We start from the raw sequence: 19,975 nt of genomic DNA, 5'->3' as shown, positions 1-19,975 counted from the left end.
GGTATTAAACATCAGAGTTCCCTTACGGCAGCCTTAAACTGATCTCCCCGGTCTTCATAATTCTTAAATAAATCAAAACTTGCGCAGGCAGGTGATAACAGTACCGTATCTCCTTTTTGTGCAATATGATAAGCGATCTGAACGGCCTCACTCATCGTTTGTGTGTTGACTATAATTTCGGTATCATCTTCAAAGGCATTATGAATATTTTTAGTATCCTTACCGAGACAGACAATACCCCGTACCTTCATTTTTACTAATTCCTTAAGCATATGATAATCATTCCCCTTATCTACGCCTCCCATGATGAGTACAATCTTTTCTGGTAAACTTTCTAAGGCATACCATACAGAATTAACGTTTGTCGCCTTCGAATCATTAATAAATTCAATACCCGAAATACGTGTCACATGCTCCAAACGATGGGGAATGTTCACAAACTCTCCCATACTCTCGCGAATGGATTCATTTCGCAATTCCCATATTTTGGCCACTATTCCAGAGGCCATATTGTTGTACACATTGTGTTTCCCTTGTAAAGCTAAATCGTTGATAGACATGATGAATTTTTCCTGGTTAGGTATTGTTATAATGATTTCTTTATCCTTATTTAAGTATGCACCTGGTTCAACTACTTCTTGTTGACTAAATGGATATGTTATCGCATTAATCGGCGTTCTTGCCAACCCCTTTAACGTTTCTGGATCGTCCTTACAATAGATAAAAAAATCGTCTTTACGTTGATTACGGGTTATGCTAAACTTCGCATCTACGTAATTATCCATTTTATAATCGTAACGATCCAAATGATCTGGCGTAATATTTAATAGAACAGCAATATCTGCTCGAAATGTATCCATATCCTCCAGCATGAAACTACTGATTTCCAGCACATATGCATCAAAAGGCTCTGTAGCAACCTGCAAAGCGAAACTTCGACCAATGTTTCCCGCTAAACCAATATTTAATCCCGACTTTTTCAAGATATCGTAGGTTAACATCGTTGTTGTCGACTTACCATTAGAGCCCGTGATGCAAATCGTTCTTGCGTCTGTATAACGGGCAGCAAATTCAATTTCGCCAATAACGGGTATGTTTTGGGTTATTAGCTGCTGAACTATAGCGCTTTTTCTTGGAATCCCAGGACTTTTAACAACGATATTAGCTGAAAGCAGGATATCCAATGAATGCTTTTTCTCCTCATAAGCAATAGCCCGATCGGCTAGCTGCTTTTTATAATTTTCTTTGATTTCCCCTGCATCTGAAACGAACACATCAAAGCCCTGCTTCTGGCCAAGCACAGCGGCTCCTATGCCACTTTCGCCTGCCCCCAAAACCACCAAAAATGGCTTTTTATTATCGATATGTGTTCCCTTTGTATTCATGGTCTATCGTACCTTCAACGTAACTATTGTGATGACAGCCAAAATAATTCCTACAATCCAAAAGCGGGTTACAATTTTAGATTCATGATACCCTTTCTTTTGGTAATGATGATGTAAAGGCGACATTAAAAATATCCGACGACCTTCACCGAATTTTCTCTTCGTATATTTAAAATAGGATACCTGTAAAATAACAGATACCAATTCGATCAAAAAAATGCCACATAATACAGGAATCAATAATTCTTTACGAATCATAATAGCGAAGGCAGCTATAATTCCCCCAATCGCCAAACTTCCCGTATCACCCATAAACACTTGCGCCGGATAGGAGTTATACCATAAAAAACCAACGCAAGCACCTACAAAAGCGCCAGCAAACACCACCAGCTCTCCCGACTGGGGGATATAGATAATATTGAGATAATCTGCAAATATGCTGTTACCCGAAACATATGCTAAAATCGCTAAGGTTACTCCTATAATAGCGGATGTACCAGTTGCCAATCCGTCAATACCGTCAGTGATATTTGCACCGTTTGATACTGCAGTAATGATAAATACCACAAAAACCAAAAAGACAAAAAACACATATTTACCATCAGGCACTCCAAAAACACTCAACACCTTACCATAATCAAATTCATTGTTTTTATAAAAAGGGATATTCGTTTTCGTAGACTTAACCTCTAGGTTATAATAACTTTTTGTGCCATCAAAGTTTTGTTGTATCGCAATATGCTCACCTTTAATGGGACCATTCACCTTTTGCCGGGTTACGATAGATGGATGATAGTACATCGTCCATGCAATAATAACTCCCAATCCCACTTGGCCAACAATCTTAAACTTACCAGCTAACCCCTCCTTGTTTTTTCGAAATACTTTAATATAGTCATCCAAAAATCCTACGGCACCCATCCATACTGTTGCCACAATCATCAAAATGACATATATATTTTCCAATTTGGCGAAAAGCACGGTAGGGAGTAATATACCTGCTATAATGATGAGGCCACCCATGGTAGGTGTCCCTTGCTTTTGTGATTCCCCTTCGAGCCCTAAACTCCTCACCGTCTCTCCTACTTGTTTTTTACGTAACAAACCAATTAACCGACCGCCATATACGGTTGTTATAATTAAGGATAATATAACCGCCATACCAAAACGAAACGAGATATATTGAAATAACCCCGTACCTGGTAGGTTAAAATGATCATGCACATATGAAAAAAAATAATATAGCATTCCTTACGATTATATAAATCCTATTTAGTTGTCTATCTCGGCAAAAAGCGCACGCAATATGGCCTTGTCATCAAAAACCTTTTTCACTCCTTTTATTTCCTGATATTTTTCATGCCCCTTTCCTGCAACCAAGATAATATCAGCAGGTTGAGCTAAATGTACAGCTGCTTTAATAGCTTCATAGCGATCCGTTATGGCAAAAACATTCTTTCTGCTGTCTTTTGGTACCCCTTGCTCCATTTCTTCTATAATCTGTTTTGGATCCTCACTTCGTGGATTATCAGACGTTAAAATAACTTTATCACTTAATTTTGTGGCCACTTTAGCCATTTCCGGCCTCTTCGTTTTGTCCCGATCTCCACCACAACCAATTACTGTAATGATCTGCTCTGTATTTTTACGCAATCCTACGATGGTCTCTAGAACATTCTTCACGGCATCTGGTGTATGCGCATAATCCACAATACCTACGATTCCTGAAGCAGAAAGTTGCGTATCGAATCTGCCTTCCGCCCCAGATAATCTGCTTAGAATGGTTAGCACTCGAGTGCTGTCTTGCTCTAGCAATATCGCCACACTATATACAGCCAATATATTATATGCATTAAATGTCCCGATTAGTCGAGTCCAAACTTCTCTACCATCAAGCTGCATCAGCATGCCATTGAAATGGCTTTCGATGATTTTACCCTTATAGTCTGCTATATTCCTCAATCCATATGTCTTCTTATAAGCAAGGGTATTCTGCAACATCACCTTTCCGTGTTTATCATCAACATTCGCTAAGGCAAAAGCTGATTTTCCCAAACCGTCAAAAAAAGCTTTTTTGGCTTTTAAATAAGCATCAAAGGTTTTATGAAAATCTAGGTGATCATGGGTTAAATTTGTAAAAACGCCTCCAACAAATGATAATCCCGCAATCCGATGTTGCACAATGGCATGAGAGCTTACTTCCATAAAGCAATAATCACAGCCTTCAACTACCATTTGCTGTAGCAACTTATTCAAATTGATAGGATCAGGTGTAGTATGTGTAGATGCTATCACCTGATCATTAATTTTATTTTGTACGGTAGAAAGCAAGCCTACATGAAAGCCAAGCTCAGTAAATAGCTTATACAATAAGGTTGCTACGGTAGTTTTGCCATTAGTACCAGTAATACCCACCAGTTTCAGTTTAGCAGCAGGATTATCGTAAAAATTAGCTGCCATCAAACCCAGAGTATAACTGGCATCCTCAACCTGCAAATAAGTAACGTGGTCATTAATTACCGCTGGTAATTGCTCACAAACAATAACTCTTGCCTCTAAAGCAATCGCCTTATCAATAAAGGCATGGCCATCCTGAAATGTACCCTTGATCGCTATGAATAGGTCATCGGTTTCCACAAGACGCGAGTCAAAGGTTAAATGACGGATCGACAAATCCAGTGTACCTATGGTCTCATTTATGGAAACTCCATGCAATATTTTTACTAGCGATATCATTCCAATTCAATTGTTATAGCCGTTTTATTCACCAATTCACCCGGACTTATTGACTGTTTTACAACCTTTCCCTGACCTTTTACAACGGCTTTCATTCCCACATTGCCTAAGAGATACATGGCATCCTTTAATCCCATACCTTTTAGATCTGGAACTTTACCATATACCATATCGTCTTCACCCAACAGCTGTTTAACTGTATCTGATTTGGCCGAGGGGATAGATTTTATTCCAAATGCATTAAACACCAATTGGCTATCTTTTTGAAAGCCGTATTTTATAGCAGGTGTTGCCCCATAAGAAGCGAGTTTCAGGGATGTAAAATTCTGATACATTTGGTTATCTGTAGCGTATACCCTTTCTGCTATTTCTTTAAAAACCGGAGCCGCAACAGTAGCCGCGTAATACCCCCCTTTTCTTGGGTTTTGCACCACCACAATCATGGAATATTTGGGATGATCTGCCGGAAAATATCCGGCAAATGAACCTTGATATCTTCTATTGGTCCGATAACCCGCCGCACCATCTGCCATCTGGGCTGTACCCGTTTTTCCAGCCACGGTAAAGAGCGAATTTTTTAATTGCTTTGCCGTGCCTTCTAGCACTACGCCCTCCAGCATCCCCCTCATTTTTGCGATAGTAGCATCAGAGGCCACTTTTTCGTTAATCACGCGCGCCTCAAATTTCTCTACAGTATTTCCCAGGCGTCGCACTTCTTTCACAAACAATGGGGCAATCATCCTACCATTATTAGCCACCGCATTGTATAATGTAAGCATCTGCAATGGGGTCAATTTCAATTCATAACCGTAAGCCATCTGTGGCAATGTCAATCCACTCCACGACTTGCTCTTTGGTGTTTTTATCAAAGGTTGTCCTTCCCCCGGTATTTGTAAGCCCAAAGGCTCATTCAAATGCATCGCATATAACCTATTGGTAAATGCCGATGGATTATCTTTATAATTTTTATAGATAAGTCTGGTTACGGCGGTGTTTGATGACACTTCAAACGCCCTTTTTACGGAAATTTTACCCTCACCAGCATGATCATCACGAATCGTGTGGCCATACACCCTAAACGTTCCATTCTCGGTATCGATAATATCACTGGTATCCACTTTACCATCTTCAATAGCAGCCATATAAGAGGCCAACTTAAAGGTTGAACCAGGCTCGGCACTTTGGGCAATGGCGTAATTAAATTTCTCTTTATACACGCCTTCTTTCACCTTGGTGAAATTTGCTACCGCCCTTACCTCCCCCGTAGTGACTTCCATTAGAACCACACAACCGTTATCCGCATCGCTTGCTATCAATTGTTTTTCCAAAGCCTTCTGAGCGATATCCTGCATGTTAATATCAATGGTCGAGATAATATCGGCACCATCTTTAGGAGACACTTCTGTGTCTTCATTAATAGGCATCCAACTACCCCCAGCGATGCGTTGCACTAGGCGACTACCGCTTTCTCCATCCATGTATTCTGCATACGCTCCCTCTAAGCCCACCGGTTGCACATGCTCATTTTTATAACCTATAGTACGTGCTGCCAACGTTTTAAAGGGTAAAATACGTTTATTCTTTTGTTCTGCAATTAAGCCGCCTTTGTATTTACCCAGTTTAAAAATCGGAAAGGTACGCACCGCCTTCATATCCTGAAAACTCACATTACGCTTTACCAGAAAATAACGATTCTTATCTTTTCTAGCTTTTCGTAATAGACGACGATACTGCTCTGCCGATTTATCCTGAAAAAAAGAAGCCAGTTTCGCTGCAAGTGAATCTACTTTTGAATAAAAAACATCATCTTCCAAAATACCAGGTGCGATCATATCCATACGGATATCATATTCAGGAACTGAAGTCGCCAACAAACTTCCATCAACAGAAAATATATTTCCTCTCGTAGCCTCCACCGTTTGATACCTGGTTGATAAGCTATCCGCCATCGCCTGCCAATGTGCGCCTTCCACAACTTGCAAATCAAACATTTTATACAAAACCGCCAGCGCAAACAGTACTATCAACCCAAAAGATAGGTAAACGCGTAACAATATGTCTGTTCTGATATTCATGTACAGTACCTTATATACTATCCAAGCCTAAACTAATTTTCTTCGGAGGTTCAACCAATTCCTTTAATCCTAATGTATCCACCTTTCGAGCCACTTCACTTTGCGTACTCTTTTGCATTAAGTCTGCTTTTAAAGACTTATATTCCCAACTTAAGTATTTAACTTCCCGCGATAAATTATCTATTTCACGAACGCTATTTTCTGCAAAATGCCGGTTAGCAATATATATAATAGCCAACAAGGCCAAATAGCCGATAAAAGGAACCGCTGCCACTGCTTTCGATGAGGAAAATCCGTTAAATGTAAACAAGGATCTTAAAAAGTCTTTTGACTCATCCGCTTTCGCTTCTACATCATCTTGCAAGGCTTCTTGCTGTTCCTCACTTAGCTCCTCATTTTTATAACTATTCAGCATACGTCTGTAAATTAGTTCACTAATTTTTCCGCTATTCTCAATTTGGCGCTTCTAGCTCGATTATTCATGCTTATTTCTTCATCCGACGCTACAATAGCCTTACGTGTCACCAACTTAAATGGTTTAATCTCATTACCATAAAAATCCTTCTCTACAGTACCGCTAAATTTACCCTTGGCCATAAAATTTTTTACTAATCTGTCTTCCAATGAATGATAAGACATGACCACCAATCTACCCCCGGGTTTTAAAACCGTTTCCGCTTGTCGCAGAAACTCTTCCAATACTTCCAATTCTTTATTAACTTCTATTCGCAACGCCTGAAAAAGCTGAGCAAAATATTTATTTTCTTTTCCTCTTGGGGCCAATCCAGTCGCCACTGTTTTTAAATCACCCACGGTTACAATCGGTTTTATCAACCTTGCCGAGACAATTGTGCGAGCAAGTGTTTTCGCATTTTTGATCTCACCATATCTTCCAAACACCTCTTGCAATCGATCTTCTGCATAGCGATTTAAGACCCCTTTTGCATCCAAATCTCCTATTTGATCCATCCGCATATCCAAGTCGGCATCAAAGCGAGTTGAAAATCCCCGGTTTGCCTCATCGAATTGATGGGAAGACACCCCGAGATCAGCTAAGATTCCATCTACCAATTTTATCCCTTCCAAACGCAAGTTGTTCTTTAAGAATCTGAAATTTTGATGTATCAATGCGAATCTTTTATCAACAAGGGCATTTTTTAAAGCATCCGGATCTTGATCAAAGGCAATTAAACGCCCATCTTCCCCTAAACGTTTTAAAATCTCACGCGAATGCCCCCCACCACCAAAGGTCACATCGACATAAACTCCGTTGGATTTTATGTCCAATCCGTCCATACACGCCTCTAGTAAAACTGGTATATGGTACACCCTATCCATCTACCCTCCTATTCAAATTACCCATAACCTCTTCTGCCAACGACGCAAAATCATCCCCCTCATCTTCCCATTGGGCATCATACGTTTCTTTTGCCCAAACCTCAATCTTATTAAACTGACTTGCCAGCACCACCTCTCCATCGATTGATGCATACTCCAAAAGGGATTTTGGAATCAATACCCGATTTGCCGAATCTAAACTAAGCTCTGTGGCACCACGCATAAATTTCCGCACAAAGTCCCTTGTTTTACGTTCAAACGTATTAAGCTTACTTAACTCCTCCATAATCCTATCCCACTCCCTTCTAGGATAAATCACCAGATGCGACTCCAACCCTCGGTTAATAACAAGCCCTTCCCGTTCAACCTCAGGTATTTGCTTTTTGAGGCCGGCAGGTAACACCATTCTTCCTTTGGCGTCGAGCTTACATTCAAATTCTCCGAGAAAATGAGCCATCTATACAGTTTATCCAAATATTCAATGTAAAATTAGATAAATCTTCCACTTTCTCCCACTTTCTCCCACAAAAAAGTTTTCCACACTATATTTTCTCCCACAACGCCTCCTAATTATTAGATTCTCACCGCTATCTTATCGGTCATGCCCCTCATCTTTATTGGAGTTTTTATGAACAAAAATTAAAATGACTATCTGAACGTTTACACAGAGATTTTGCTCTGAAGTTAAAGCAGCTTTAGTTAGAGCAGTAGTTCATCTACGTTCGGAATAAGAGTTCTTCACTACAGTTGAGGTGACGTGTTATGCCCATTTGGATAATTTATCCGATAGTCATAAAATTAATACGCTGTTGATCATTGCATATGCGGCTTAAACCGGGGACGTTATAAATAAGCTTACTTTATGAATAAGCCGATGGAAATAGCTGTATCGTAGACTTTTATGATAACTAAATTATTGCAATAGTCGTTTTTTTTAATTAAATTTACTTATGAAATAAGCCTGTTTAAGAGACCGTAAACAGTAATAAAAAGCTTATAGGAAATGATAAATGTCGAGAGGCTTTTTAAATACAAGCATCACAACATATCAGCACAGTACACCGTCTAACATAAAAGACGGCCAATTATAAAAGAAAAAATAATGTAGAAATGATGGACTTCAAACGATGGTGCATATTATCCATTATAGTAATGGGTTTATGCTTTTGGTTGATATCTTGTAGCTCAAAGTCGTTAAAAGATCAGCGTGCTCAACACGAAATTGAATACATCTTGGAGCCGGGTGCGCAAGTAGCCGTATCCGATGGCGTAGCCACCTTTACCGGCACCTTTCCAGACGAGGCTAGCATGCAGGCCGCACAAACATTAGCTAAAAAAACAAAAGGAGTGAAATCTGTAATTAATAAGGCTACAATTGAGCAGAAAATGCAAGTGACAACAGATTCGGTTTCGATGGCACATTAACATATAAAAGAGGATACCGATTTGATCGGTATCCTCTTTTATATGTTAATGATTTTGTTATTAAATGAGGTACCAAGACCTTGTTGGTTGTAAACCTTTTTTTAGCACTAAGCATTGATTGCTTGAACACCAGGCAATTCTTTACCTTCCATGTATTCAAGCAAAGCGCCACCACCCGTGCTTACATAGCTAACATCCTTAGTCATATTGAATTTCGTGACAGCTGCAGCGGAATCTCCTCCCCCTATTAATGAAAACGCACCATTTTTAGTCGCATCTACTACCGCTTCGGCTACAGCCTTTGTTCCTTTTGCAAAGGTATCCATTTCAAATACCCCCATTGGCCCATTCCACAAAATCGTTTTAGAAGATTTAATGACATCGGCAAACGCCTTGGCAGAATCTGAACCAATATCCAAGCCCATTTTATCCGCCGGAATTTCGTTGTTAGGTCCATCATATACCTCCGCATCATTCGCAAATTTATCAGCGATCTGTGAGTCAGTAGGTAAAATTAACTGTACTCCTTTCTCCTTTGCTTTCTCTACGAGGCTATTTGCCAAATCGAGTTTATCTAGTTCTACTAACGATTGACCAATTTCACCTCCTTTAGCTTTAACGAAGGTATACGCCATACCTCCACCAATAATTAAATTGTCTACTTTTGCCAATAGCGCTTCAATAAGTTCTAATTTATCGGAAACCTTTGCGCCTCCCATTATTGCTGTAAAAGGCCGCTCCGGATTATTCAACACTTTTTCGGCATTTTTTAATTCTGCGGCCATTAGGTAACCAAAATACTTAGCGTTTGGAAAGAACTGTGCAATAACAGCAGTCGACGCATGTGCACGGTGTGCCGTTCCGAAAGCATCATTTACATATACATCCCCTAGGGCAGCTAACTTCTCGGCAAAAGCATCATCCCCTTTCTCTTCTTCCTTATAAAAGCGTAAGTTTTCAAGCAACAATACCTCTCCGGGTTTTAGGTTCTTTGCCTTATCCACTGCTTGTTGTCCGATACAATCATCCGCAAATTGCACATCAACATTCAACTCTTGCGACAAATGTTTTACAATATGTTTTAAAGAGAATTTGTCTGTCGGTCCTTCCTTTGGGCGTCCCAAGTGTGACATTAAAATTACTGCTCCACCATCTTTTATGATTTTTTCTATGGTAGGCTTTGCGCCTTTAATGCGGTTATCATCCGTAATATTAAAATTTTCATCTAAAGGAACGTTAAAGTCTACCCTTACCAATGCCTTTTTTCCAGAGAAATTCAGATCGTCAATCGTTTTCATTTAAATTTTTTGTCTTTAATTTACGTGTTATGCATTTAAACAAGTCTAAACACTATTGTTCATAACCGAAACAAGTGCGGTTTACTACGCCAGCTTATTGAGGTTGGATTACTTGTTATAAAAAGCAAACATATATAAAAATGTGTGCTTATACAATAAGCCATTTGCTATTGCACTTGTTTAATTTTGACCAGCAAATCAACTAACCTATTCGAATAGCCGTATTCATTATCATACCATCCTACCACTTTAACCAAGCCACCAACTACAGAAGTTAATAAGGCATCAAAAACGCAAGAATAGGTTGAATTGATAATATCAACAGAAACGATAGGGTCCTCCGTATACTGCAAAATTCCTTTCAATTCATTTTCTGCTGCAAAAGCAAAGGCTTCATTAATCGCTTCAACCGTTGGCTGCTTTTCCAAAATGCACGTAAAATCAGTTAATGATCCATTCAGCACTGGTACACGAATACCGGCTCCCCCTAATTTCCCCATTAAATGTGGAAATACATTTGTTACCGCCTTTGCTGCCCCAGTAGTAGTAGGAATAATCGCAGAAGAGGCTGCTCGGGCTCTCCTTAAGTCTTTATGTGGAGCATCATGTAAATTCTGATCACCCGTCATGGAATGAACCGTAGTTATATATCCGTCAACGATCTTCCATCGTTCATCAAGTACTTTGATCAATGGAGCAACATTATTTGTCGTACAAGATGCATTTGATAAGATTTCAGCGTGAAGATCAATAGCTGTATCATTAACACCTAAAACAATAGTAGGCACTTCTCGATCAGTTGAAGGAGCGGAAATCACCACCTGTCGTGCTCCAGCATCCAAATGTTCACTTGTCGCTTTCCTCGACGTAAATTTTCCACTGCATTCCAAAACCAAGTCGATATCCAAAGCAGCCCAAGGTAAATGAGATGGTATACGCTCATTAATGATTTTTATAGATACGCCATTAATGGTTAAACCGTCTGCTGTAACAGCAACAGTGCCCTCAAATGGACCATGTACAGAATCATATTTAAATAAATGCCCCAACGTCTGCTTATCGGCCAAATCGTTGATGGCAACGATGGTTAATGCCTCATTTCTTCGTATAATATTTCGTAATACATTCCGACCGATACGGCCGAAACCATTAATTGCTACCCTCATTGGTTTTTTACTTGTTTTTTTGCCTATAGCTTAGGCAAAACAAAGTTAAGGAATATCGTCTCCTTAGTTAAACAAAAGCTATTTTTATCTGTTAAATTTAGGTAAATTATAACTTAACGCGCTAAATGATTGCTATAAAATAAAGTAAATCAATTAAAATAAATACCATCAAAAAATACGCATCAAATATGAAAAAACAGGAAAATTCAGAAAAATATCAACCCACAGATTCCGAACAACACCCACCTATCGATGATAAAGTCGTAAAAAGAACAAGCGATAAAGTTTACCGAAAGGAAAAACCGGTCTTAAAATCACCGGCTACAAAACGGAAATTTAGTGAGCAACCTCCAACAAAACATAACACACATAACTAATCTAAATGACCTAAATATCGATGCAGCAACTGATTAAACTGCTCTGGACTTTCCAAGTTCGGTAAATGACCACATTGCTTCATGATCATCAGTTCCGCCTGGGGTATGTTCATTTTTAGTTGGTTAGCCTGTTCCATAGTCATGAGCTTATCTTCCTCACCTTTTATGATAAGCACTTGGAACGGAATACCGTTTAAGCTTGCCGAGGTGTCTGTTCGCGAAGCCAGCGCCAATAAAGTAGCACAAATGCTCCTGACATCATTTCTCCGAATACTACTTCGGATGAGCTCTACGGCATCCTGCTTCGTTTTCAAACTTTCTTCTGAGAAAACATTTTTTACAAAACCTATAGCAAATGTTCTTCGCCCAAATTTTAAAACAGATTGTATGGTATCAAAGCGTTTAATCTTCGCGGCATTATTGTCTGCTTGCGCATTTGTGCTTACCAAAACCAACCCCTCAATAAGTGTAGGCATCAGCTCGTTAACGCGTAATGCGATATACCCTCCCATAGAAATACCACATAATACCACTTTAAATAAACCTAATTGTTCGATAAAACGGATCAAATCTTTCGCGAAAACGTCTATACTAAAATATCCGTGTCCAATTGTGCTACGACCATGCCCACGTACATCCAACGCAAGGCCGTGTATATCAGAAGGTAATGCAGCCAACTGATCTATCCACATATTCTTGTTAAAAGGAAAACCGTGAATAAAAATGATGGTCTTTCTGGGATTATCAGCAAATTTTTCCAAATAAGCAATACTAATATCTCCGATCCGTATTTTTTTCTGCTTTATTGATAAATAACTATGCATATATTCTATTAACTCCAAAGGTATAAATATGTTCGCTACCTATAAAGCCTTCTTTTAACCTTAAAATGGTAGACAAACGCATGATGAGGTTAAAAATAACCTTTATGTGTAAGATAAAAGCACTTTGGTGTAAAAATTTATATTATTTCTTATTAGGCATCTATTTTTGCATTCGAAAATCTATTCACTTAAACCCCTGTTAAATGAATAAGTACTTATCCATCGGATTGCTTTGTTGTCTATTTTTATCTTGCCAGAAAGGTAAAATGGAAAAACAGCACCCTTTGAGAAACCCTAAATCGATAGTTGATTATCCCCATAATGACACCACCGCTATATTTTTACAATGTTTATCTTATGACGAATTCAAACAAAACAGCCCTCAATCTGTTGCACTACAACATATCAGTATTAGTAGTAACCGAGCAAGTTGCTTAGTCCTGAATAAAAAAACCGGCTTAGTCGGTGGATTCAAATTGGAAAAAGAAGGCGACCAATGGATTGTTCTTGCTTTCAAAACAATTCGAATTTAACGGTAGTCGAACAAAAGACGCATACTGATTATTTTATATTAAATCACCTGTCCGGTTATTTAGCTAAGAAGTGATTTAAACTTTTTTTTAAAAATAAAAAAGGGTTGCAGATATTTGTGTTGCGAAACATACAATTATCAAAACCAACCCTTTATGTACTCTGTACTTGACAAAGATACAATAGCATTGGAAATAGTCCCTTACATACCAAAGACGAATCGAGGATTTGCCCCGACGGTTCCATTGGTAGAGATTGTTAACGCCATTCTTTACAAACTCAAAACGGGTGTTCAGTGGTATCAATTGCCTGTAAAAGCCCTTTTTGACAGTAAAGTACTCAGTTGGCAGTCGGTATATTACCATTACCGGAAATGGTGCCTATGTGGTTTTTGGAAAGACTGTTGGGTGAACTTTCTCCACCGCCATAAATCAAAACTCGACCTTTCCAGCGTGGACTTGGATGGCAGTCACACCTCGGCTATCAAGGGTGGGGAACAAGTAGAATATCAAGCTCGTAAGAGGCGTAAAACCACTAATGCCCTGTATCTTAGCGAAAGGCAGGGGCTACCTTTGGCGATGTCTGAACCTCTGGCAGGCAACCATAATGACCTGTATGACATTGAGGTGCAGTTTGAAGTCGTTACTGGCACGCTGAAAGATGCTGACCTGAGTGTGGAGGGATTATTCCTCAATGCTGATGCGGGCTTTGATTCCAAAGATTTTCGACAGGCTTGTGCCCAAGAGCAAATCAATGCCAATATCTGCTTCAACAGACGCAACGGTGACAGGGACAGAGATGACTATTTTGACAAAGAACTTTATGACCAACACTATGTCATCGAGCGTACCAATGCATGGATGGACAGTTTCCGGTCGTTACTAAACAGGTTTGATACTACCGTGGCAAGCTGGACAGGGTTTAACTATCTTGCTTTTATTGTATTAGCCTTGAAAAAGTTCAAACCCTTCAAAAAGGAAAAAGTTTAAACGAGTTCTAAACGGTATAACGATGCAACAAGAATTTCTTAATTATCCTGTCGGTCCTATGGCCTTAAAGCTGACCGTAGCGTTAGGCATGGGTATGCTCATTGGCATGGAAAGGAAATGGTCTCATAAAGAAGCCGGTATCCGTACCTTCTCCATTGTCGCTTTATTGGGTATGTTTGCCGCCGTAATTAGTCCATCTGTTATAATAGCGGCCATGGTAGGTGTCTTTTTACTAATCATTGTCACCAATGCCCGCAGTCTGAAAACAGATAACACCGTGGAAATTACGACGTCGGCTGCACTCATTGCCGATTACCTGCTGGGTGTTTTGGTCGGGTTAGGCCATATTTTCACACCAGTTGCCGGAACGATTATCGTAACCATGCTTCTTGCTTGGAAAACGGAGTTGAACCGATTTGCCGGCGGTTTGCAGCCCTCTGAAATCCGAAGCGCTATTATTTTAGGGTTGATAGGCTTTGTTATTTACCCCATCATGCCCGATCGATTTATAGATCCGTGGCAGTTATTTAACCCAAGTGATGCTTGGATTAGCATTATTGCGATAGCCGGAATAGGTTTTGTCAACTACGTTTTTCTCCGAATTTATCGATCGCATGGTCTATACTTGGGTGCTATTTTCGGCGGACTGGTCAATAGCACGGCCACGGTGGCAGAAATTAGCAGTCGGCTTGAAGATGCAGGAACTCCGGAAAAAATCACCACCCTCTCCAGTTTAATCAACATTTCTATGTTTGTCCGCAATATGGTTTTAGCTGCGCTTTTCGTACCTCTTTCCTTAGCGGCAACCTTATTTCCACTGGTAGCTATGGCTGCTATTGCCGCATTATGGATATGGAGAGACTATATCAGACACAAAGATGTCCAACAGGAAATAGACCTTAAACTAAGCTCGCCTATTTCTCTCCGTAAGGTATTATGGTTCGGTATATTGTTCATTGTTATTCAAACCTCGGGTACTCTTTTAACTAGGGTATTTGGTAGCCTTGGTATTATGGTCACCGGACTTATTGGAGGATTTATCAGCTCTGCGAGTACTACTGCTGCTGCTGCAACCATGGCTGAGCATGGAGAAATTACAGCCACCGTGGCCGGAAGTGTCGCTATTATATCGTCTATGGCAAGTGCACTGATAGATTTACCCATCGTTTGGAGAACAATCAGTAATAAGAAGGTAGTAAAAGAGTTTACTCTCAAATTATTAAGTATCTTATTGGTTGGGATTACGGCAGTGGTATTAGACAGGGTATTTCATGTTTCTGATTTGTTGCTCTAACACGTGATGATTGCGACAGCCGAAAGTTGATTCCTTAAAAAACTGAAACAAGCATAAACAAACACTTGTATCAAGGAACTTGCTACCCTGGCCAAACAGCAAAAGAAATGGCTCAAGCCATGCCTGTTTAAGATGATGATCACTATCATTCATCCCATCTATGAACGATCTTCAATTTATAGTCGAAATATTGGATTATGGTCACCACACTAACAATGAAAATCACTGTGTACTTCCAATGAAACAGCAATCCCATGATCTGTTTGCCAAAAGTGGGTGTAAATAGGTATAAAACCATCAGCATAACGACACCAAGGCAGACACCGATCCCCAACGATTTTATATATCCTATAAATCGAGCACGTTGGGCAAAAGCTTTCCGAGCTACTGTCCTTGCAAAACCATAAGGCAAACTCGTATCGGGTTCCCGCCTTAATGCAGTTTCCAATAACGCATTGATATCGATAGGATTTTCTTGTTCCTCCTTCATAAAAATCTTCCTTATGCAAATTTAGCTAATTGTCTTCATATATATTCGTCTTCTCCATTACCATTCAAAGCTTGTTTTCTAAGAGGACATATTGCGCTAATTTTTCACGCAAGAGCTTCTTAGCGCGAAAAATATAATTTTTTACCGTTCCCTCCGGCATCCCTGTCACCTCTTGTATCTCCTGATAACTGAACTCTTCCAAATAAAACAGCGTAAGTACAGAACGGTATGCCAAAGGCAATTGTTGCACTAAATGTTGTATATAAGCGGATGCGTCTTTTTTAATCAACAACTGCTCTGGTGTTTCTTCTGTAAAATAATTATTTTCAATAGCCAAAAGATCATCGTTGGTTATCCGCAATTGTTCGCGATGAACCTTTCGCAAATGATTAATTGTTGTAAAATACGCTATTCGCGCAATCCATGTGCTTAATTTAGACTGAAAACTAAATGTGTGTAGTTGATGATATACCTTAATGAATACATCCTGACAGACATCATGTACATCTTCGTCACAGCTAATCATTTTAGATACCATATGAAGCACAAGCTTTTCGTACCGTTTAATCAACAGTTCAAACGCTTTTACATTTCCGCTGACAATTTTGGCTACTAACTCCCGCTCTGTGAACATACCCTCATTAGACAAGCGCCTTAGGATAAATGTTGCATATTTGGAAAAAATGCTGCAAAAGTTTTTTCTGAAAAAAACTGCAACCTTTTGATGAACGACATTGTCTATTGGGAAAACAAAATCGTTAACACTAAATAAAAAAATATGATGTTTGACTTAGCTGGAATCTTAGTTCCCATTGGTTTTTTCGCAACAGTATTTCTTTTAGTTCGGATAATTTTTGATTTTATTTTAAAGAATCGATTAATCAATTCTGGACAGATTGGCGCCGAATCGTTGAAATTATTAAACCACGTTTCTGACTCCAAACTTGCTTCGCTGAAGTGGGGTCTATTGTTATTTTTTAGTGGCGCTGGCTTAATCGTGCTTGATTTCATCCCAGAGGCAACATTACGAAATTCACCCTTACCTTTTGGTGTCGAACTCGTTTTTATTGCAGTGGGCTTTCTATTGTATTATGTTATTATTCGAAATCAAAAGAGCAATACTAAAATTTAAGCGCCATTTCCCTAATCGCTTACGTGACGTGCCGCTCTATGTTGTTTTTTCTTTTTCGGCATGGCGTTCGGCCGATGACTTATCTTCTGCCACGCCAGCCTTCCAATAGGCGTAAGCATATAATTCATCGCGCTGCCAATTTTTTTCCTGACGGAGATAGGAACGAATAGACTTTACGGTATCGTATTCAGCTGCTATATACGCAAATCGCGATTTTTCAGGTAGTTGTATTCGCGCTATCAATTTAGATAAAAGACTGCCCTTTTGAGGAGCGTCATTATGCAACCAAATGAATTCCACATCAGCATCGGTTTTTAATATCTGCTCATCCTGTTTATCATGCACTTCCAATATACATATCGCCTTGGCCGTAGCAGGTAGGTGTTCCAAAATAGCGCCAAGCACCGGTAGGGCTGTAGCGTCGCCAACCAAAAGGTATTTTTCGCGTAAGGGAAAAAGTTCAGACTTTCCATCACGCATTAAAACGCCCAATACATCACCTACTGCAGCATGCGTTGCCCATGCAGATGCTGGCCCCTCCTCGCCATGGGCCACAAAATCGATCCAAATCTCATTGGTTTCCAGGTTTATTCCCCGGTGAGTATAGGTGCGAACGATCGGCCGTACTGCTTCAGGAGGATGTACCCACTCCATCGTTTGATCGTTGAACTCCGGAAAATAAATTTTATCTACCCCTTTGGGAGGAATTAGAATTTTATTATTCACACCAACCGTTGTATTGGCTATCCGATACACGTCCTCTCCTGTTAAAAATATTCGGATATAATGTGGTGTAATCCACTTTTTCCGACTCACCTGTAATGCTGCTTGTATGCTTTTAAATTTCATTCGTTTATTTTCTAAGTTCTATGCTAAAAAATCAGTACCACCGATACCCTCAACTTTAAGTTTTCACCGTATATTCCAGTCCCTTACGCAACGAAATGGTACTCGATAAGTATCCATTAACCGGATTCCTGACATAATCCAAATAGTCTTGCATAGAGGGTCTAAACCCTTCCACATCATCTACCAAAATAATTGCTCCTTTTTTTAACCGAGGTTCAACGAGTTTAAAAATAGTATAAACCATATCCGGCCAACCATCTAGCAATACCATGTCGAAACTCACGGTGTTTTCCTTTAATGTTTCGCGGGCATCGCCCTCCAAAATTTCTACCCAATCCGAAAGTCCCGCTTCCTCTAAGTGCTTGCGTGCCGCTTGTACTTTATGTGGTAAATATTCTGTAGAAATCACCTTTCCACCATTATCTTTTGCAGCCTTCGCTAAGTAAATGGTTGATATACCATAAGAAGTACCAAATTCTAAGATATGTTGCGCGCTGATTGCTCGCGCTTGTAAATACAAAAAAGTACCCTGATCAGGAAGAATGGGTATATATTTATCTTTATAGAAGGATTCTTCTTCTGTTTTCCAATCAATTCCCTTACCTAATAGCTGAAATACTTTTGGTAAAAAATGCCAAAGCATCTGCCATCCCTGTCGTAAAGCTGCTTTATATAAACGCATTAACACCGTTTCCACTTGGGTATCGTGTAGCACTTCAAAAAGTGCCGGTTTTACCTTTGCCATATCGATAAACTAATCATCGTCAATATTATTAAGAATCATTCTAATTAACAAATAAAATAAAGGTAAGTTTTTTTATGTATGTTTGGCAATAAACTAGTTACTATCTAAAAATTCCATGAATACCCAAAAAATTCACATTTCCCTTTTATTCGTTTCTTTAGGAATATTATTCGCGTGCAGTCCATCACCAAACAAGGAGCGTACACAATCAGGTTTACTCCGCAAAGATTTCCAAACGATTGTTCATGGCGACTCTACTGATCTATTCATCCTGCGTAACACCCAAGGAATGGAAGCCTGCATTACTAACTATGGCGCTCGTCTGGTTTCATTGATTGTACCCGATAAAAATGGAAAAGCAACTGATGTCGTTTTAGGATTTAACCGCATTGCTGATTACCTCGCACAACCATCTTCTTTTGGAGCCACTATGGGCCGGGTAACCAATCGCATTGGTTATGGAAAATTTGTATTGGATAACGATACCATTATGATAGACAAGAATAACGGCGAGCATGCCATCCATGGCGGTAGCGCAGGGTGGCGAGGTCAAGTGTTTGCTGCTGATCAACCTAATGATAGTACCTTACAACTATCTTATCAATCACCTGATGGTGAATCTGGTTTTCCCGGAAATGTTCAGGCACAGGTTACCTACACCCTTACCCATGATGGCGCATTAGCCATCCACTATCACGCAACAACGGATAAAAAGACGGTTATCAATTTAACTAATCATAGTTTTTTTAATCTTTCGGGCAACCCAGAACAATCGGCTTTGAACGATATTTTATATGTCAATGGTGATACTTACACCCCCTTGGATTCCAATCTTATTCCAACTGGTGAGATTGCTTCAGTTGCTCACACACCATTTGATTTCCGACAACCGCTAGTTATCCAAACAGGGATGGATCGCGATCCTAAGCATCAGCAACTACAATTTGTTGGCGGCCTAGATCACAACTGGGTATTAAATACCAAAGGAGACACCAGTATATTAGCAGCAAGCTTACGTGAACCCAATAATGGAATTACACTTTCCGTTTACACGAATGAACCTGGTATTCAAGTGTATACCAGCAACAGTCTGGATGGATCACAACTTGGTAAGGGAGGTAAAGCGCTTAAACAATTCAGTGCCGTTTGTTTAGAAACACAGCACTATCCCGATGCACCTAACAAACCTGACTGGCCATCGACCATCTTAGCGCCCGGTTCTACTTATCAAAGTACCTGCATTTACCGATTTACCATAGAATAATTTAAGCGGATATATCTTGCGCGCAATTGAAGTAACGAGATGCTGTTCCGAGGTTAA

General features: G+C 39.6%; 21 protein-coding genes. 7 read left to right on the top strand and 14 right to left on the bottom strand.

Annotation, left to right across the window (positions count from 1 at the left end; genetic code table 11):
• Nucleotides 1–11: 11 nt before the first annotated feature.
• The 7 genes from murD to mraZ are packed head-to-tail and all read right to left on the bottom strand — an operon-like array spanning nucleotide 12 to nucleotide 7,991.
• Nucleotides 12–1,385 (bottom strand): UDP-N-acetylmuramoyl-L-alanine--D-glutamate ligase, encoded by a 1,374-nt coding sequence (gene murD, locus ABD930_RS16515; RefSeq protein ID WP_345233161.1) that lies wholly within the window; start codon nucleotides 1,383–1,385, stop codon nucleotides 12–14.
• Nucleotides 1,386–1,388: 3 nt separating this feature from the next.
• Nucleotides 1,389–2,633, bottom strand: a complete 1,245-nt coding sequence (mraY, locus tag ABD930_RS16510; protein ID WP_345233158.1) for a phospho-N-acetylmuramoyl-pentapeptide-transferase — start codon at nucleotides 2,631–2,633, stop codon at nucleotides 1,389–1,391.
• 24 nt (nucleotides 2,634–2,657) lie between these two features.
• Entirely contained in the window at nucleotides 2,658–4,121 is a 1,464-nt protein-coding gene (locus ABD930_RS16505; protein ID WP_345233155.1) for a UDP-N-acetylmuramoyl-L-alanyl-D-glutamate--2,6-diaminopimelate ligase, read from the bottom strand.
• Nucleotides 4,118–6,196, bottom strand: a complete 2,079-nt coding sequence (locus tag ABD930_RS16500) for a penicillin-binding protein (protein WP_345233152.1) — start codon at nucleotides 6,194–6,196, stop codon at nucleotides 4,118–4,120. Before ABD930_RS16500 ends, ABD930_RS16505 begins: the two co-directional genes overlap by 4 nt.
• Before the next feature lie 10 nt (nucleotides 6,197–6,206).
• The gene (locus ABD930_RS16495) at nucleotides 6,207–6,611 is read right to left on the bottom strand and encodes an FtsL-like putative cell division protein (protein ID WP_345233150.1); all 405 of its coding nucleotides are present in this window, start codon (nucleotides 6,609–6,611) and stop codon (nucleotides 6,207–6,209) included.
• Between the two features lie 11 nt (nucleotides 6,612–6,622).
• Nucleotides 6,623–7,534, bottom strand: a complete 912-nt coding sequence (gene rsmH / locus ABD930_RS16490) for a 16S rRNA (cytosine(1402)-N(4))-methyltransferase RsmH (RefSeq protein WP_345233147.1) — start codon at nucleotides 7,532–7,534, stop codon at nucleotides 6,623–6,625.
• Nucleotides 7,527–7,991 carry a division/cell wall cluster transcriptional repressor MraZ gene (mraZ, locus tag ABD930_RS16485; RefSeq protein WP_345233145.1) on the bottom strand — a complete coding sequence of 155 codons (465 nt, stop codon included), beginning with the start codon at nucleotides 7,989–7,991 and terminating at the stop codon, nucleotides 7,527–7,529. Before mraZ ends, rsmH begins: the two co-directional genes overlap by 8 nt.
• 653 nt (nucleotides 7,992–8,644) lie before the next feature.
• Between mraZ and ABD930_RS16480 the strand changes: the two genes are divergently transcribed.
• Nucleotides 8,645–8,959 carry a BON domain-containing protein gene (locus ABD930_RS16480; protein WP_345233144.1) on the top strand — a complete coding sequence of 105 codons (315 nt, stop codon included), beginning with the start codon at nucleotides 8,645–8,647 and terminating at the stop codon, nucleotides 8,957–8,959.
• Nucleotides 8,960–9,066: 107 nt separating this feature from the next.
• Here the strand turns inward: ABD930_RS16480 and ABD930_RS16475 are convergent, their stop codons facing one another.
• Nucleotides 9,067–10,257: a phosphoglycerate kinase gene (locus tag ABD930_RS16475; RefSeq protein ID WP_345233142.1), complete on the bottom strand. Its 1,191-nt coding sequence runs from the start codon at nucleotides 10,255–10,257 to the stop codon at nucleotides 9,067–9,069.
• 167 nt (nucleotides 10,258–10,424) lie between these two features.
• Nucleotides 10,425–11,423, bottom strand: coding sequence for a type I glyceraldehyde-3-phosphate dehydrogenase (gene gap, locus ABD930_RS16470; RefSeq protein ID WP_345233135.1), 999 nt, complete (start codon nucleotides 11,421–11,423; stop codon nucleotides 10,425–10,427).
• A gap of 188 nt (nucleotides 11,424–11,611) precedes the next feature.
• Here gap and ABD930_RS16465 point away from each other — a divergent pair, with 188 nt between their 5' ends.
• The gene (locus tag ABD930_RS16465) at nucleotides 11,612–11,800 is read left to right on the top strand and encodes a hypothetical protein (protein ID WP_345233132.1); all 189 of its coding nucleotides are present in this window, start codon (nucleotides 11,612–11,614) and stop codon (nucleotides 11,798–11,800) included.
• Here ABD930_RS16465 and ABD930_RS16460 read toward each other — a convergent pair.
• The gene (locus ABD930_RS16460) at nucleotides 11,797–12,624 is read right to left on the bottom strand and encodes an alpha/beta fold hydrolase (protein ID WP_345233130.1); all 828 of its coding nucleotides are present in this window, start codon (nucleotides 12,622–12,624) and stop codon (nucleotides 11,797–11,799) included. The two genes, ABD930_RS16465 and ABD930_RS16460, sit on opposite strands and share 4 nt — an antisense overlap.
• A 203-nt stretch (nucleotides 12,625–12,827) precedes the next feature.
• Between ABD930_RS16460 and ABD930_RS16455 the strand changes: the two genes are divergently transcribed.
• The 3 genes from ABD930_RS16455 to ABD930_RS16445 all read left to right on the top strand — a co-directional run bounded on the left by ABD930_RS16455 (nucleotide 12,828) and on the right by ABD930_RS16445 (nucleotide 15,438).
• Nucleotides 12,828–13,157, top strand: coding sequence for a hypothetical protein (locus tag ABD930_RS16455; RefSeq protein ID WP_345233128.1), 330 nt, complete (start codon nucleotides 12,828–12,830; stop codon nucleotides 13,155–13,157).
• 153 nt (nucleotides 13,158–13,310) lie between these two features.
• Complete coding sequence (locus ABD930_RS16450) at nucleotides 13,311–14,144, top strand: IS5 family transposase (protein WP_345233126.1); 834 nt, start codon at nucleotides 13,311–13,313, stop codon at nucleotides 14,142–14,144.
• Between the two features lie 22 nt (nucleotides 14,145–14,166).
• The gene (locus ABD930_RS16445; RefSeq protein ID WP_345233123.1) at nucleotides 14,167–15,438 is read left to right on the top strand and encodes an MgtC/SapB family protein; all 1,272 of its coding nucleotides are present in this window, start codon (nucleotides 14,167–14,169) and stop codon (nucleotides 15,436–15,438) included.
• A 145-nt stretch (nucleotides 15,439–15,583) separates the two neighbouring features.
• Here ABD930_RS16445 and ABD930_RS16440 read toward each other — a convergent pair whose 3' ends face one another.
• The gene (locus ABD930_RS16440) at nucleotides 15,584–15,928 is read right to left on the bottom strand and encodes a hypothetical protein (RefSeq protein WP_345233121.1); all 345 of its coding nucleotides are present in this window, start codon (nucleotides 15,926–15,928) and stop codon (nucleotides 15,584–15,586) included.
• A 64-nt stretch (nucleotides 15,929–15,992) separates the two neighbouring features.
• Entirely contained in the window at nucleotides 15,993–16,562 is a 570-nt protein-coding gene (locus ABD930_RS16435) for an RNA polymerase sigma factor (protein ID WP_345233119.1), read from the bottom strand.
• 144 nt (nucleotides 16,563–16,706) lie between these two features.
• Between ABD930_RS16435 and ABD930_RS16430 the strand changes: the two genes are divergently transcribed.
• Nucleotides 16,707–17,060 (top strand): hypothetical protein, encoded by a 354-nt coding sequence (locus ABD930_RS16430; RefSeq protein WP_345233117.1) that lies wholly within the window; start codon nucleotides 16,707–16,709, stop codon nucleotides 17,058–17,060.
• A 36-nt stretch (nucleotides 17,061–17,096) separates the two neighbouring features.
• Here the strand turns inward: ABD930_RS16430 and ABD930_RS16425 are convergent, their stop codons facing one another.
• On the bottom strand, nucleotides 17,097–17,909 hold the full coding sequence (locus ABD930_RS16425; RefSeq protein ID WP_345233114.1) for a siderophore-interacting protein: 813 nt from the start codon (nucleotides 17,907–17,909) through the stop codon (nucleotides 17,097–17,099).
• Nucleotides 17,910–17,964: 55 nt separating this feature from the next.
• Nucleotides 17,965–18,654, bottom strand: coding sequence for an O-methyltransferase (locus ABD930_RS16420; RefSeq protein ID WP_345233112.1), 690 nt, complete (start codon nucleotides 18,652–18,654; stop codon nucleotides 17,965–17,967).
• Between the two features lie 115 nt (nucleotides 18,655–18,769).
• Here ABD930_RS16420 and ABD930_RS16415 point away from each other — a divergent pair, with 115 nt between their 5' ends.
• Complete coding sequence (locus ABD930_RS16415; protein WP_345233110.1) at nucleotides 18,770–19,918, top strand: aldose epimerase family protein; 1,149 nt, start codon at nucleotides 18,770–18,772, stop codon at nucleotides 19,916–19,918.
• Nucleotides 19,919–19,975 lie beyond the last annotated feature (57 nt).

Source organism: Olivibacter ginsenosidimutans, from assembly GCF_039542865.1.
Classification (GTDB): domain Bacteria; phylum Bacteroidota; class Bacteroidia; order Sphingobacteriales; family Sphingobacteriaceae; genus Olivibacter; species Olivibacter ginsenosidimutans.
The sequence above is the reverse complement of the archived record's forward strand: the minus strand, read 5'-3'. Positions and strand labels throughout refer to the sequence as shown.

Bases quoted from the DNA above. Each gene is read 5' to 3' on its own strand.
- murD (WP_345233161.1), bottom strand. From the start codon at position 1,385: ATGAATACAAAGGGAACACATATCGATAATAAAAAGCCATTTTTGGTG.
- mraY (WP_345233158.1), bottom strand. From the start codon at position 2,633: ATGCTATATTATTTTTTTTCATATGTGCATGATCATTTTAACCTACCA.
- ABD930_RS16505 (WP_345233155.1), bottom strand. From the start codon at position 4,121: ATGATATCGCTAGTAAAAATATTGCATGGAGTTTCCATAAATGAGACC.
- ABD930_RS16500 (WP_345233152.1), bottom strand. From the start codon at position 6,196: ATGAATATCAGAACAGACATATTGTTACGCGTTTACCTATCTTTTGGG.
- ABD930_RS16495 (WP_345233150.1), bottom strand. From the start codon at position 6,611: ATGCTGAATAGTTATAAAAATGAGGAGCTAAGTGAGGAACAGCAAGAA.
- rsmH (WP_345233147.1), bottom strand. From the start codon at position 7,534: ATGGATAGGGTGTACCATATACCAGTTTTACTAGAGGCGTGTATGGAC.
- mraZ (WP_345233145.1), bottom strand. From the start codon at position 7,991: ATGGCTCATTTTCTCGGAGAATTTGAATGTAAGCTCGACGCCAAAGGA.
- ABD930_RS16480 (WP_345233144.1), top strand. From the start codon at position 8,645: ATGATGGACTTCAAACGATGGTGCATATTATCCATTATAGTAATGGGT.
- ABD930_RS16475 (WP_345233142.1), bottom strand. From the start codon at position 10,257: ATGAAAACGATTGACGATCTGAATTTCTCTGGAAAAAAGGCATTGGTA.
- gap (WP_345233135.1), bottom strand. From the start codon at position 11,423: ATGAGGGTAGCAATTAATGGTTTCGGCCGTATCGGTCGGAATGTATTA.
- ABD930_RS16465 (WP_345233132.1), top strand. From the start codon at position 11,612: ATGAAAAAACAGGAAAATTCAGAAAAATATCAACCCACAGATTCCGAA.
- ABD930_RS16460 (WP_345233130.1), bottom strand. From the start codon at position 12,624: ATGCATAGTTATTTATCAATAAAGCAGAAAAAAATACGGATCGGAGAT.
- ABD930_RS16455 (WP_345233128.1), top strand. From the start codon at position 12,828: ATGAATAAGTACTTATCCATCGGATTGCTTTGTTGTCTATTTTTATCT.
- ABD930_RS16450 (WP_345233126.1), top strand. From the start codon at position 13,311: ATGTACTCTGTACTTGACAAAGATACAATAGCATTGGAAATAGTCCCT.
- ABD930_RS16445 (WP_345233123.1), top strand. From the start codon at position 14,167: ATGCAACAAGAATTTCTTAATTATCCTGTCGGTCCTATGGCCTTAAAG.
- ABD930_RS16440 (WP_345233121.1), bottom strand. From the start codon at position 15,928: ATGAAGGAGGAACAAGAAAATCCTATCGATATCAATGCGTTATTGGAA.
- ABD930_RS16435 (WP_345233119.1), bottom strand. From the start codon at position 16,562: ATGTTCACAGAGCGGGAGTTAGTAGCCAAAATTGTCAGCGGAAATGTA.
- ABD930_RS16430 (WP_345233117.1), top strand. From the start codon at position 16,707: ATGATGTTTGACTTAGCTGGAATCTTAGTTCCCATTGGTTTTTTCGCA.
- ABD930_RS16425 (WP_345233114.1), bottom strand. From the start codon at position 17,909: ATGAAATTTAAAAGCATACAAGCAGCATTACAGGTGAGTCGGAAAAAG.
- ABD930_RS16420 (WP_345233112.1), bottom strand. From the start codon at position 18,654: ATGGCAAAGGTAAAACCGGCACTTTTTGAAGTGCTACACGATACCCAA.
- ABD930_RS16415 (WP_345233110.1), top strand. From the start codon at position 18,770: ATGAATACCCAAAAAATTCACATTTCCCTTTTATTCGTTTCTTTAGGA.